At 37.1% G+C, this 13,604-nt stretch carries 12 protein-coding genes; 10 read left to right on the top strand and 2 right to left on the bottom strand.

Annotated features, from left to right (window positions below; all coding sequences use genetic code 11):
* Window positions 1–53: 53 nt before the first annotated feature.
* The 7 genes from AC2VNP_RS00060 (at window position 54) to AC2VNP_RS00030 (ending at window position 7,214) form a co-directional block, all read left to right on the top strand.
* Window positions 54–1,187 carry a TIGR04053 family radical SAM/SPASM domain-containing protein gene (locus AC2VNP_RS00060; protein ID WP_486914934.1) on the top strand — a complete coding sequence of 378 codons (1,134 nt, stop codon included), beginning with the start codon at window positions 54–56 and terminating at the stop codon, window positions 1,185–1,187.
* Window positions 1,188–1,489: 302 nt separating this feature from the next.
* Window positions 1,490–2,632 carry an MFS transporter gene (locus AC2VNP_RS00055; RefSeq protein ID WP_486914932.1) on the top strand — a complete coding sequence of 381 codons (1,143 nt, stop codon included), beginning with the start codon at window positions 1,490–1,492 and terminating at the stop codon, window positions 2,630–2,632.
* Window position 2,633: 1 nt separating this feature from the next.
* Window positions 2,634–4,757 carry a formate dehydrogenase subunit alpha gene (gene fdhF, locus AC2VNP_RS00050; protein WP_486914930.1) on the top strand — a complete coding sequence of 708 codons (2,124 nt, stop codon included), beginning with the start codon at window positions 2,634–2,636 and terminating at the stop codon, window positions 4,755–4,757.
* A gap of 22 nt (window positions 4,758–4,779) precedes the next feature.
* Window positions 4,780–5,322: a 4Fe-4S dicluster domain-containing protein gene (locus tag AC2VNP_RS00045; RefSeq protein ID WP_216831315.1), complete on the top strand. Its 543-nt coding sequence runs from the start codon at window positions 4,780–4,782 to the stop codon at window positions 5,320–5,322.
* A 30-nt stretch (window positions 5,323–5,352) separates the two neighbouring features.
* Complete coding sequence (locus AC2VNP_RS00040) at window positions 5,353–5,886, top strand: QcrA and Rieske domain-containing protein (protein ID WP_418201376.1); 534 nt, start codon at window positions 5,353–5,355, stop codon at window positions 5,884–5,886.
* The gene (locus tag AC2VNP_RS00035; protein WP_216831317.1) at window positions 5,879–6,073 is read left to right on the top strand and encodes a hypothetical protein; all 195 of its coding nucleotides are present in this window, start codon (window positions 5,879–5,881) and stop codon (window positions 6,071–6,073) included. The genes AC2VNP_RS00040 and AC2VNP_RS00035 overlap by 8 nt, the downstream gene beginning before the upstream one ends.
* Window positions 6,074–6,503: 430 nt before the next feature.
* The gene (locus AC2VNP_RS00030; protein ID WP_486914927.1) at window positions 6,504–7,214 is read left to right on the top strand and encodes a Crp/Fnr family transcriptional regulator; all 711 of its coding nucleotides are present in this window, start codon (window positions 6,504–6,506) and stop codon (window positions 7,212–7,214) included.
* 102 nt (window positions 7,215–7,316) lie between these two features.
* Here the strand turns inward: AC2VNP_RS00030 and AC2VNP_RS00025 are convergent, their stop codons facing one another.
* Window positions 7,317–7,859 carry a hypothetical protein gene (locus tag AC2VNP_RS00025; RefSeq protein ID WP_486914925.1) on the bottom strand — a complete coding sequence of 181 codons (543 nt, stop codon included), beginning with the start codon at window positions 7,857–7,859 and terminating at the stop codon, window positions 7,317–7,319.
* Window positions 7,860–8,044: 185 nt separating this feature from the next.
* Between AC2VNP_RS00025 and AC2VNP_RS00020 the strand changes: the two genes are divergently transcribed.
* From AC2VNP_RS00020 to AC2VNP_RS00010, 3 genes are all read left to right on the top strand, one after another.
* A complete protein-coding gene (locus AC2VNP_RS00020) occupies window positions 8,045–8,761 on the top strand; it encodes a YwiC-like family protein (RefSeq protein ID WP_486914923.1) in 717 nt (238 codons plus the stop codon).
* A gap of 425 nt (window positions 8,762–9,186) precedes the next feature.
* Complete coding sequence (gene zwf, locus AC2VNP_RS00015; protein WP_486914921.1) at window positions 9,187–10,668, top strand: glucose-6-phosphate dehydrogenase; 1,482 nt, start codon at window positions 9,187–9,189, stop codon at window positions 10,666–10,668.
* 16 nt (window positions 10,669–10,684) lie between these two features.
* Complete coding sequence (locus tag AC2VNP_RS00010; protein WP_486914920.1) at window positions 10,685–11,305, top strand: cyclase family protein; 621 nt, start codon at window positions 10,685–10,687, stop codon at window positions 11,303–11,305.
* 111 nt (window positions 11,306–11,416) lie between these two features.
* Here the strand turns inward: AC2VNP_RS00010 and gndA are convergent, their stop codons facing one another.
* Window positions 11,417–12,829 (bottom strand): NADP-dependent phosphogluconate dehydrogenase, encoded by a 1,413-nt coding sequence (gene gndA / locus AC2VNP_RS00005; protein ID WP_486914918.1) that lies wholly within the window; start codon window positions 12,827–12,829, stop codon window positions 11,417–11,419.
* Window positions 12,830–13,604: the final 775 nt, after the last annotated feature.

The following is a 13,604-nucleotide window of genomic DNA, read 5'->3' as shown; positions in this document are numbered from 1 at the left end:
TTTATAGTCAAAGTAGAGGCATTGATTTTTCTGTAAAAGGAGAGTGGCTGAAATTGACTATAAATATAAATACAAATGCAATTCACCGGAATTATAACGAATTTCCTTTCATCGTGATTTGGGAAGTCACACGAGCATGTGCTTTAAAATGTCTTCATTGTCGTGCGGAGGCTCAATATAAATCGGACCCAAGGCAGTTATCATTTGAAGAGGGAAAGCAATTAATTGATCAAATTGCAGAGATGAATAACCCGCTTTTTGTCTTTACAGGCGGTGACCCGCTTATGAGACCAGATTTATTTCAATTGGCACAGTATGCGATCCATGAAAAAAATCTTGCCGTCTCCATGACACCGAGTGCTACACCTAAAGTGACGAAAGCGGCAGTTGAAGAGGCGAAGCATGTGGGATTATCGCGGTGGGCATTTAGTTTGGATGGATCCAATGCAGAAATTCATGATTATTTCCGCGGAACAAATGGGTCGTTTGACCGTACAATGAAAGGTATATCTTACTTGAAAGAATTAAACATACCTATTCAAATTAATACAACGGTCTCAAACTATAATATCAATGACTTGGAACGAATTAGTGAAGGCGTTAAAGATATGGGAGCTGTCCTTTGGAGTTTATTTTTCTTAATTCCAACAGGACGCGCTCAACCAAAAGATATGTTAACGCCGCAGCAACATGAAGAAGTCATGAAATGGCTCGTTGAGGTGCAGCAAAAAATGCCGTATCATGTGAAGGCGACTGAAGCTCCTCATTACCGGAGGGTGTTTTTGCAAAATAAACAGGCAACAGCTTCTAATAGGGGTGGGATCCATTCAGATACGGGTTCGATGGATTTACAGAAACCTCAGAAACGTACAGACTTATTAGGTCGTGCTCCCAAAGGGGTTAATGATGGAGATGGTTTTGTTTTTATTAGTCATATTGGTGATGTCTATCCAAGCGGCTTTTTACCCGTTAAATGTGGGAATGTTCGTGAACAATCATTGTTAAATATCTATCAACATTCTCCTGTCATGAAAGATTTACGTGATAAATCTTTACTAAAAGGAAAGTGCGGTCTGTGTGAATACAAAGGAATTTGCGGCGGTTCACGGGCACGTGCCTTTGCTGTGCATGGTGATTACTTGGAAAGTGACCCGAGCTGCGACTATATACCTGCTGCATTAACATAATTGAGCTTTAGAGAAACAAGCTTTAATCGGTTGATTGGGGCTTGTTTCGTGTTATGGGATCTGAGAAGGTCTCAAGGGATCTTCCAATTGTGTCATAAAGTTCACAGATCGTCTAAATTTAATTCTTACTTCCTCAAATACTGCGTCAGATCAACGAATAGCAGCGCCTAAAAATCCACTGCCATTATTTTGTCACTATATTTTCTTACCTCGTGTGAAAAAACTCACAGTCCTAAAATCGAGCTGCCTCTACAATAAGTTTAACAAAACAAATTGTGATTTAACGTAGAGGAGTGACAAGGATGACTCAGTTTGAAAAGTCCTTTTATTCAAAAACAAGTATGTATGCTTTCATTGTAGTTTTACTATTAATTATCTCGATGTGGATTGGTACAAAGCAGTTTAGCCATGTGGACATGATGTTGTTTGGTTATTTAATTTCATCATTTGTCTTTGCGATTGGGATGACCGTTAGAATATGTGCTTGGTCGATGCGACCAGCGACTCACCAAGTATTAAAAAGAACGATCCAAAACTTAAAAGCGAGAAAAAGACAAAAACGTAACTTTAAATCTGTGATGCAAACATTAGTCGATAATATTTTATTCCAAAAATTTATTTTCAAGCGCGGCATTTATCGGGGCATTCAACACTGGCTTGTAGCTTGGGGCTGTATCGGATCTTTTGCGATTACATTTGGACTGACGTTTGGCTGGATGCACTTTAAACTCGTTGATGCCACGACATACCAACTTGTAGTGATGGGGTACCCAATGATCAAGATGGCAGCAGATGGATTATTCGCAGAATTAGTTTTTAATGGCCTAAACATTACCGCTTTAATGGTATTAGGTGGAGTCGTCATGATGATGATCCGACGCCAAAGAGACAAAGGTGTTCAAGTGACACAACGGTTCGAATTTGACTTGTTTCCTTTATACATGCTTCTAGCGGTAACAGTATCTGGTTTATTTTTAACAGTTTCTTATAAATTTTTAGGTGGCTTTATTCATTCATATTTAGCTCTTTTTCACCAATTTACGGTTGTTATTTTCTTAGTATATTTCCCGTTCGGAAAGCTGTTCCACTTACCAATTCGTCCATTAGCTGTGGCGGTTCCTATGAACTACCAAGAACAATTGAAAGTCGATACTCGACCATGTAAAAAATGTGGTACTACTTACAGTAGTGACGATCAAATTGATGATGTTAAAGATATTTTAGGAGCGCAAGCATTTGACTTACAACTAAAAGACGGTTCCTATTTAGCGGACTACTGTCCATCGTGTCGAAGAAGAATGCGTGTAATGAGCCAATTAAATCTAGAAAATGCAGCAGGTAATCCATTTGGACCGATCCAAACGAATAACGGCATTCACATTCCAGGGTTTGGCCGCAAACGTTCTGAAGACTTTTATGATGAAACAAGAGAAGGGGAGAAATAAAATGACTGACTATCTTGTAAAAGAAGGCGTACAAAACTTACAACATGAAGGAGAAAAATTAATTTCAACACACTGTTGTTACTGCGGCATGCAGTGCGGCATGCACATTCGCCTAGATGAAAAAACAAATAAAGTCGTTGGGGTAGAGCCTCGTTACGACTGGCCAGTAACACTTGGAAAGCTTTGTCCTAAAGGGGTAACCGCTTATCAAACAATCGATCACGACGAGCGAATTACAAAACCACTTATCAAAAAGAACGGACAATTTGTTGAAGCAACTTGGGAAGAAGCGCTTGATCTGATTGAGAAAAACTTTAAAAAGCTGCAAAAAGAACACGGTAAAGATGCACTGAGTGTATTCGGTGGTGTATCGATGACAAATGAAAAATGTTACCTTGTTGGGAAATATGCTCGAGCTGTACTAGGTACACGTTATGTTGATTACAACGGTCGCTTTTGTATGAGTTCAGCTGCGGGTGGATTTATGCAAACATTAGGAACAGATAGAGGATCAACATTACCTTGGCCGGAATTAGAGCATACGGATTGTTTCTTTATGGCTGGTTCAAATACGGCTGAATGTCATCCAACAAGTATTCAATGGTTATGGAAAGCGAGAGACAAAGGAGCGAAAATGATCGTTGCTGATCCTCGTGAAACTCCAACTGCTCGAATTGCCGATGTACATCTTGATCTTAGACCTGGAACAGATGACACATTAGCAAGTGGAATGCTTCACCTACTCATTAAAGAAGGTTATGTAGATGAGGCGTATGTCAACGAACGCTGTAATAACTATGAAGAATTAAAACAAGCAGTAGAAGGTTTTACACCTGAATTCACATCAAAAATTACGGGTATCTCTGTAGAAAAAATTGTGAAAGCCGCTCACATCTTTGGTCGTTCTCCTCGATCAGTTGTCATGTTTGCACGAGGTATTGAACAGCAATCCAAAGGTGTAGACAATGTTAGACTTTACACGTCAATGGCGCTTCTAAGAGGTCAAATTGGTAAGTTCGCATCAGGTGTAGCAACATTTACTGGTCAAGCGAACGGTCAAGGTGGACGTGAACACGGTCAAAAAGCAGATGCACTTCCAGGTTACCGCAAAATTTCTGATCCAGAAGCAGTTAAATATGTTTCGAGCGTATGGGGAATTGACCCTGCTGATATGCCGAAAGAAGGGGTATCAGCCTACGAAATGTTTGATGAAATTGAGGAAGGTCGTATTCGCGGAATGCATGTAATGTGTAGTAATCCAGCGGTTTCAGCACCTAACCTTCAACATATATGGAATGGATTTAATAAATTAGACTTTTTAGTTGTAAGTGACTTCTTTATGTCAGAAACTGCTGAATTTGCAGATGTTATTCTTCCAGTAACATCTTGGGCAGAAGACGAAGGGACAACGACTAACCTTGAAGGTCGAGTCATTCGTATTCGTAAAGTAAAAGATCCGATTGGAGAATCGAAAACAGATTGGCAAATTATGAAGGTGATCGCAGAGCGAATGGATAAAGGACATTTATTCAACTACAACAATCCGCGTGAGATCTTTGATGAGTTCCGCTTAGCTTCAAAAGGAGGAAAAGCTGATTATTACGGGATTACGTACGAGAGGATTGACCAAGAAGACGGTGTATTTTGGCCATGTCCTTCAGAAGATCATCCGGGAACACCAACGATGTTTAAAGAGAAATTCGGAACGCCTGATGGGAAAGCAATACTTCCAATTGTTAACTATCGAGACTCAGGTGAAGTTCCCGATGAGGAATATCCGTTGTATTTGACAACAGGACGTGTGGTTTTCCACTTCTTATCAGGAAGTCAAACGAGACGAACTGAATTTTTAATGCAGCAATGTCCGATACCTTATGCGGAGATGCACCCAGCACTTGCAAGTCAATATGGCCTCGTAAATGGAGGCAAAGTGAAATTAATGACGAGACGTTCAGAAATGGAATTAGAAGTTCGATTGACGAAAGCAATTCGTGAAGATACAGTGTTTGTTCCTTACCATTGGGGCAAAGAACTTGCGGTTAATGTATTAACAAATCCAGCATTAGATCCAGTTTCGAGAATGCCTGAATTTAAAGTATGTTCGGTAAAAATGAAAAAGGCCTAAATGGGATAAGGAGTGTATTGGAATGAAAAAAGTTATGTATTTAGAATTTGAAAGGTGTATTGGCTGCCGCTCATGTCAAGCGGCATGCCGTGAATGTGGCGGTCACGATGCAAAAGAAAGAAACTACGTTGAATATGTCGACTTTATGGAAAGTAGACAAACGTTCCCTATGTTATGTATGCAGTGTAAAGACCCAGCTTGTGCACGAGTATGTCCGGCAAATGCAATTCAAATAACAGAAGAAGGTGTCGTCCTTTCGGCAATGGAAGAAAAGTGTATCGGCTGTCGTAACTGTACGTTTGGATGTCCATTTGGTATACCGAAATTCGACTTTGAAGAAAATAAAATGTATAAATGTGATATGTGTTATGACAGAACACAATACGGGATTTCCCCGATGTGTGCATCAGTTTGTCCTAGTGATGCAATCCGTTTTATTGACTTTGACGAAATGCAAGCTTTACGTAGACGTCGTACACAGATGAACTTAATCGAAGGAAAGAAACCTTCAGAACAAGATAAATGGCAATACGTGCCTGAATTTTTCGGAGTATATTCAGATTAATGATTTTCTAAGACCAGAGGAGGGATAAAGATGACAGATAAGAAGAAACTCGGTCGAAATCAAAAAGATAGTCAAGATGATATGGTTAATCTTGTCGATAATATTGATCGTGATGACGATTTAAAATTTAACCGTCGCGCCTTTTTAAAAACAGCTGTTGGTGCCTCAGTAGCGTTAGGACTTGCAACAGTACCATTTTCAGTACGAGCGATGCTCGGTTTTGCTGAAGACGATTTTGAACGAACGGAAATAGCCAAAATGGTGAATGTACCAAAAGGAAGTTCAATTACATTTAACTACCCAACAGATAAGGATCCAGCCATTCTTATTCATACGAAAGCTGGTGAGTGGTTAGCGTATAATAGTGCTTGTCCACACTTAATGTGTCCGGTTTTTTATGAACCAGAAAAAGAAGAATTAGTTTGTCCGTGTCATAAAGGATATTTTGACTTACACAGTGGGCAACCGATGGCTGGCCCGCCGCAACGAGAGTTACCTCTAATTGAAATCGAATTAGATAATGGGGTCGTGTATGCAGTGGGAAGGAAAATTCGCCATGGGTAAAAAAATATGCTGGGCCATCATATTAATAACAATTGCTGTGAATGTCGTGATGCTACAATGGACGATTGAAGCATATTTAGGTGTCGAGTATGAAAAGATTTACACTTATACAATTGTTGGAGTCGTTTCATCGGTTATTGCTTTTTTAACGTACTTAAAGTGGCGAAAATTAGAATACACCAATTAGTGAGAAAGCCAACATGTGCCAACTAAAATGGTCTTTTGAGGACATTTTAAGCAACTTTGTTGGCTTTTTTACCTTTTCTAAAGACGTTTTACGTTCTGTATTGTGTCAATTTTATTAAGGGTATGTTAATCGCATTGAAAATTATTATAACAAAAGGCCGGAGTAGGGAAAAATACACCTAAGTAATTCAGGGTATTCACCGATTGATAATACATAGTAGCTAACGTATCATCAGAAGTAAGAAATTTGCATAAGTACTGTATCAATAGTAATTACAAAGGAAAAACTAATCGATGCGAAAAGGTGGTTAACGATCGAGAAGTGGGTTTAATAAAAGTGAGGCATTTCATAAAATAAAACACTTATTATTAATCATTTGTAGAATTTACACATAAATGCAACTAGAAAAGTAAAATTGGAGTGAAGTAATGTGGAGAAGCGAACGGTAGAAATGAAAAGGTTTTTTAGTGAAATGTCCCCTGAAAACCAACGAATTCTTTTAGATGTAGGTACGGAAATAACAGCCGATGAAGGTACTGTCTTATTTGTTGAAGGCGATTATCCAGAATTCGTATACTTAGTTCGTTCAGGCCAAGTTAGCTTAAGTAAGATGACGATTGACGGAAAAGAGTTTTCTGTTCATTTAAAACAAAAAGATGAACTAGTTGGCGAAGTTGGTTTATTCAACGAAATGGCAATCAGTGTAACGGCTAAAGTTGTTGGAAAAGCTAAATTAGTACGCTTTGAACGTGAACAATTAGAAAACTTATTTTGCCAAAATGGTGAAATTGCCATGGCATTCATGAAGTGGTTCACAAGACACACCCAATCGACACAAGCTAAATTCCGAGATCTTTTACTTTGCGGTAAAACAGGGGCTATTTACTCAACATTAATCCGCTTCTCTAACTCTTATGGGATTGATCATGAAGAGGGCGTAAAAATAAACGTGAACTTAACGAATCAAGATTTGGCTAATTTCATTGGTACATCAAGAGAAAGTGTAAATCGTATGCTAAATGACTTAAAAAAAGAAGAGGTAATAGAGTTAGACGATGGCTATATCGTTATAAAAAACATCCAATTCTTAAAGGATTATTTGCATTGTGGCGATTGTCCAGTAGAAATATGTACAATTTAAAAGAGAGGTTGACTTTTGCTTTTGCATTCCTCGTTATGAGGTTTGCGTTTGCAAATTAAGTCAGCCTCTTTTTATGTTAGGGACCTACTTTATAGTCTTTACTTAGAAAAACTCACCAGTTGCAGCAATGGACAGATTATTTTGCGTAAACACCTTTTCTCCAAAACGAGTCAACAAGGTAATACTTTTAATTTGAAATGCTTTTTCATCATCTAATACGTAGTCAACTAAAATTCCGTCTGTTAATTTTTCATTGCCAGTGAAAACTTCTACTTTTTGCCCTTCCATTGAACGATGCTTCGCTTTTAGTATAAACTCCCGCCACTGTTTGAATTGATTATAAATAAAGGCTTGCCCACCATCTGGTAAATACCCGATAAAAGCACATTGATCATCAAGCTTTGGCTCTCGACAGTGAAGGAGGAGCTGCTCAATTAATTCATGAATTTTTTCTAATTCTACTAAGTTTAATTCAGGAGGAAAAGAAAGAACCCAACAACCTTCTTCTGGATGATGCACGATTTTTAAGGCATGTATGTTATTAAATTTTATTTGCAATTGATCAGTGGAGTGACGTAATACATATCCATCAATTGTAACGTTCATTGGATTAAGCTCTGTGTAATAAATCGTAACGTTTAACATGAAAACATCCTTTCTAACTCACGTCATATCTTCACTTTAACAAAATATAAAACGGGTGACAGTGCGAAAAATCACACGGTAAATAGGTGTGATGGATATCACTTCGTCTTTTATTGTGATCTATTACACTAAGTCTAATGAAGGGGTGAACCCTTTTAGAAAATTAGTTGAAAGGCGAGATGACCATGAAATTATATATTCCTCGTGAGCATGGTGCGTGGGCAATGTTAATTATTCCGTACCTATTAGGATCTTTGTTTAGCAATACAACTTGGACTCATTTCATTTTCTTCATTGGAATATTAAGCTTTTACTTTGCAACAGGACCTGTTCTATCTTATATTAGGAAACCAAAATTAGGGAAATCCGTCGTTCCAGCACTTTTACTTTATTTTTTAATAGGGAGCCTTTTTATTATCCCTGTGTTGGTTGAATATCCATTTTTACTCCTATTATTTTTAATGATCAGCCCTTGTTTCCTCATAAACATCTGGTTTGCCAAGCAGAAAAAAGAACGATTGTTTATTAATGATGTTATTGCTATTATCGGTTTTTCGTTTTTAGTATTAGTTGCTTTTTATATTGGTAATGGTGAAATTCCAACACAAGCTTATTACATCATGTTGTTAAATATTAGTTTCTTTATTGGCAGTGTCTTTCATGTGAAAACGTTCATTCGTGAACGAGGTAACAAACGTTTTCATAAGCTATCCAATTTCTATCATGGAGTATTAATTATTGTACCCGTTTTACTTGGTTTGCCGTTTGTTGCGTTAGCTTTAGCGGTAAGCTCATTAAAAACTTGGTTTATGCCAAAAAAACCAATCAAACCAATCACGTTAGGACTTGTTGAAATAGGCAATAGTGCCGCTTTTGTATTGCTTTTAGTACTATTCCTCTAGAAATCCACTTTAGTCTGTTAAAGGTAGCAGGTACCTTTAACAGACTAAAGTCTTAGTAGTGTCCAACCGCGTCCGTTGTTCGGTCTTTTTCGTATACCTCTTCAGCTATTCCTATTTTCCAAAACTAAAAAGCATCTTTCTGTGTTAGATATCATTTCCGAGTTTTAAGTTGATTAAAATTATGAAAAATGCGGATAAATAGATTGATTTTCACAATCTGCTCGTCTAGAATTGAAATGTTGTGTCTTATTTCTATTTAGTCATACAATATGACATGATAATTTCACCATTGTAGGGGAAATTAAAAGTAATAAAGGTGTACATATGATTTTTATAGATACTTTAAAGGTTATTAATAGTAATTCATAAGGAAGGAATATTTAATTCCTTAAATTAATAGTGAAAGATAAGAGAGGCCATTATTGATGAACACAAAACCGAAATCTACATTAGTTATTTTTGGAGCAACTGGTGATTTGGCGAAAAGAAAGCTTTATCCATCAATTTTCAACTTATTTAAGGGGAATAAATTATCTGAAGAATTTGCTGTCGTTGGGTTAGGGAGAAGGTCTTGGTCAAATGAAACCCTCCGTAATACAGTTAAGCAATCACTAGGGCAAAATGAAGATGCAGAGCTAATCGAAAAATTTTGTGAGCATTTTTATTACATGCCATTTGATGTTCAGGAAAAAAATTCATACCACGAATTAAATGTTCTGTTAAGTGAATTAGATACCAAACACCATATTCCAGGGAACCGAATTTTTTATATGGCGATGGCACCCGAGTTTTTTGGAACGATTGCGTCTAACCTTAAGTCAGAAGGATTAACTGAAACGAACGGTTGGACAAGATTAATTATTGAAAAACCATTCGGACATGACTTACCATCCGCACAACAATTGAACCGTGAAATTCGTGAAGCTTTTTCTGAAGATGAAATTTACCGAATTGATCATTATTTAGGAAAAGAGATGGTCCAGAACATTGAGGTTATTCGTTTTGGTAATGCTATTTTTGAACATCTGTGGAGTAATCGATACATAGAGAATATTCAAATTACATCAAGTGAAACATTGGGCGTTGAAGACCGCGGCGGGTATTATGAAAAGTCAGGTGCCCTTCGTGATATGGTGCAAAATCATATGCTGCAAATGGTATCCTTACTAGCAATGGATCCGCCATTACGTTTAACGCCTGAAGAAATACGTAGTGAGAAAATTAAAGTACTTCGTGCACTTCGTCCTATTCCACATGAGAAAGTCAGTGACTATTTTGTCCGTGGCCAATATGGTCCTGGTGAAAGTAACGGAAATGAAGTAGCAGGCTATCGAAGTGAAAGTAATGTAGACCCTAAATCTTATACAGAGACATATGTTGCTGGAAAGTTAGTGATTGACAGTCATAGATGGGCTGGAGTACCTTTCTATATTCGTACTGGTAAGAGAATGCGTGTGAAATCAACAGAAGTTGTCATTCAGTTTAAGGATTTACCGATGAATCTTTATTTAAATAAAGAAGAAAAAGTTCATCCGAATTTGTTGATCATTCATATTCAGCCTGATGAAGGGATTTCATTAGTGTTAAATGGTAAAAAGATGGGGATGTCTGGCGGCAGTGTACCGGTTCAACTTGATTATTGTAATGATTGTGTGGATACCGGAAATACTCCTGAAGCTTATGAGCGCCTTATTTATGATTGTATGCTTGGCGATGCAACGAACTTTGCCCACTGGGATGAAGTCGATTTATCGTGGACATATATCGATATGATTTCAAAGGCTTGGGAAAGCCGAGAGATAGATATCCATACTTATGAGTCAGGTTCAATGGGACCAAAAGCTGCAGACGAATTACTAGAAAGAGACGGCAACCATTGGTGGTCCATTAATCATATAAATAAATAGAAAGAGGTCTTAAAAGATGAAAGTGATTGATATTAGTGTACCAATCTATGAGGGTATGCCTGTATATAAAAACAAGCCTGAGAAACAACCAAAGCTACGTACGGAAACGAATGGTTATGTAACTGAATCAAGACTTGATCTAGACGTTCATTCAGGTACTCACGTTGATTCGCCATTACATATGGTTGTTGATGGTAAGACTTTTGAAACGATTGAATTAGAAAAATTAGTAGGACCTTGTAAAGTTTTTGATTTAACGCACGTTAAAGATCGAATTACAGCTGCGGATCTAGAAGGCTTAGATATTGTAGAAAATGACTTTGTTTTATTTAAAACAAAAAACTCATTTGATGAAGAATTTAACTTTGATTTTATTTTCTTAGCTGAAGACGGCGCAAAACTCTTAGCGGAAAAAGGAATACGTGGCGTTGGTATTGATACTTTAGGGATTGAACGCAGCCAAGAAGGGCATCCGACCCACAAAACATTGTTTGGAAAAGATATCATTATCATTGAAGGTTTACAATTAAAAGACGTTGAACCTAAAGGATATTTAATGGTAGCGGCTCCGTTGAAGTTAATTGGAACAGATGCATCTCCAGCTCGTGTATTACTACTGGACGGGGTAACATTCTAAAAGAAAAGTCCAACGAGAAGCTTTTAGGGCAAGGACGCCCTAAAAGCTTCTTTTTTGATTGTAAAAAAGAGGACCTCTCACCGTTAACGATGAGAGGTCTGTTTAAGAATTTTATTTTTCTAACCAGTTTGTATGGAATGTGCCTTCTTTATCGATACGTTGATACGTATGAGCTCCAAAATAGTCTCGTTGTGCTTGTAAAAGGTTAGCAGGGAGTCTTTCACTGCGATAACTATCAAAATAAGATAGTGCACCAGATAATGCTGGAACCGGAATGCCGCTTTGTACTGCAAGTGAGATAATATCTCTTAAAGCCCCTTGATATTGATCAGAAATCTCTTTGAAATATGGATCTAAAAGAAGATTTGATAAGTTAGGGTCACGGTCGTATGCTTCCATTATATTTTGTAGGAACCCAGCACGAATAATACAACCATTTCTGAAAACCATCGCAATTTTACCGTATTGAAGATCCCAATTGTATTCTTCTGAAGCTGCTTTTAGTTGAGCAAAGCCTTGAGCGTATGAACAAATTTTACTGAAATAAAGAGCTTGTCGGATGGACTCAATAATCTCTTCTTTATTTCCTTTAAATTTCGGTTGGCTTGGCCCTGATAAAATAGTGCTCGCTTTCACTCGTTCTTCTTTCATTGCTGATAAGAAACGAGCGAATACAGATTCTGTAATAATCGGAAGAGGTACTCCTAAATCTAATGAACTTTGACTCGTCCATTTTCCAGTTCCCTTTTGACCTGCAGTATCTAATATTAGATCAACAATCGCTTCGCCTGTCTCGGGATCCTTTTTCGTAAAAATATCTGCTGTAATCTCAATGAGGTAACTATCCAGTTCACCTTTATTCCATTCAGCAAAAATTTGATGAAGTTCATCATTCGATAAGTTTAAGCCTTCTTTCATTAAGAAATAAGCTTCGCATATTAATTGCATGTCACCATACTCAATTCCGTTATGAACCATCTTAACGTAATGACCTGCGCCATCAGGACCAATATATGTACAACAAGGGTCACCATCTACTTTTGCAGAAATACCTTCTAACATCGACTGGACTAAATCATATGCTTCTTTTTGTCCTCCAGGCATAATTGCCGGCCCTTTTAATGCGCCTTCTTCACCACCAGAAACACCTGCACCAATAAAATGAATACCCTTTTCAGCAAGGTATTGATTACGCCTCATCGTATCTACAAAATATGTATTTCCACCATCGATTAAAATATCTTTCTCAGACAGGTAGGGTAATAACGACTCGATAGCTTTGTCTGTAACAGCACCAGCTTGAACCATTAATAGTATTTTTCGTGGAACTTCAAGTGATTCTACAAATTCCTCTATACTATATGTACCTACAATATTCTTTTCACTATGTTCAGCAGTAATATTCTTTACAGTTTCTGATGAGATATCATAAATGGAAACAGAGTGTCCTTTACTTTCAAAGTTTAAAGCCAAACTTTTTCCCATGACGCCTACACCTAAAACACCGATTTGTTGTTTTGACATTAAATTTTACATCCTTTCTATGTTCACTATCATGACACTAGCATGACAACATTAAAAATAATACCGAACTATTGTCTTTATGTAAAACGTAATTTCTTATTGAAGTTCTCTTTTTACCAGTTTTAAAATTAGTTTTCCTAATTTACGTTTTGTTGCATTACTCGGGTAAATAAACTTAGTGATATTCTTTTGCTTATAGTTTGCTAACTAGCAGATCTTTTATTACAGATTAGACAATATAAATTTCCGATATTTATTATAGGGGAAAGAAAGTAAATACTAAATCAATTAATATATGGGTAAAATTGGAGTGTTAAATCCTGTTGCTTATTAGTATAAAATTTGATATATTACTTTCTATCGCCACTGAGCGATCTATTTGAAGCACATGTTGATTGCTATTATTTTATAAAAAGTTATTGCATTAAAGTTAAAAATTTGTTATGATGTATTTTGTCGCTTCGTTAAGTCTGAAGTTGATAATTAAAACTTACCAAAAAATAGTTGTTGATTAAATGTTGCTAGCGTGATAAGATATAATTCTTGTCGCTGGAACGACAAAAAAAGTTCTTTGAAAACTGAACAAAAAGCCAAGCGAAATATGAGATACATGATATCTCGTCAGTGTTTTAAAACGTCACAGTGATGAAGAATCTTCGATTAAGAACGCGACGACAATCGCAACATCGAAGCCACCACATCCTGTGGAAGTGAGCTATATCAAACACTTTTATGGAGAGTTTGATCCTGGCTCAGGACGAACGCTGGCGGCGTG

Source organism: Alkalihalobacterium sp. TH-98 (genome assembly GCF_057473385.1).
Note: the sequence above shows the minus strand (reverse complement) of the source record. Positions and strands in the feature narration are given on the sequence as shown.

Coding starts and splice junctions, on each gene's coding strand:
- AC2VNP_RS00055 (WP_486914932.1), top strand. CDS start 1,490: ATGACTCAGTTTGAAAAGTCCTTTTATTCAAAAACAAGTATGTATGCT.
- fdhF (WP_486914930.1), top strand. CDS start 2,634: ATGACTGACTATCTTGTAAAAGAAGGCGTACAAAACTTACAACATGAA.
- AC2VNP_RS00045 (WP_216831315.1), top strand. CDS start 4,780: ATGAAAAAAGTTATGTATTTAGAATTTGAAAGGTGTATTGGCTGCCGC.
- AC2VNP_RS00040 (WP_418201376.1), top strand. CDS start 5,353: ATGACAGATAAGAAGAAACTCGGTCGAAATCAAAAAGATAGTCAAGAT.
- AC2VNP_RS00035 (WP_216831317.1), top strand. CDS start 5,879: ATGGGTAAAAAAATATGCTGGGCCATCATATTAATAACAATTGCTGTG.
- AC2VNP_RS00025 (WP_486914925.1), bottom strand. CDS start 7,859: ATGTTAAACGTTACGATTTATTACACAGAGCTTAATCCAATGAACGTT.
- AC2VNP_RS00020 (WP_486914923.1), top strand. CDS start 8,045: ATGAAATTATATATTCCTCGTGAGCATGGTGCGTGGGCAATGTTAATT.
- zwf (WP_486914921.1), top strand. CDS start 9,187: ATGAACACAAAACCGAAATCTACATTAGTTATTTTTGGAGCAACTGGT.
- AC2VNP_RS00010 (WP_486914920.1), top strand. CDS start 10,685: ATGAAAGTGATTGATATTAGTGTACCAATCTATGAGGGTATGCCTGTA.
- gndA (WP_486914918.1), bottom strand. CDS start 12,829: ATGTCAAAACAACAAATCGGTGTTTTAGGTGTAGGCGTCATGGGAAAA.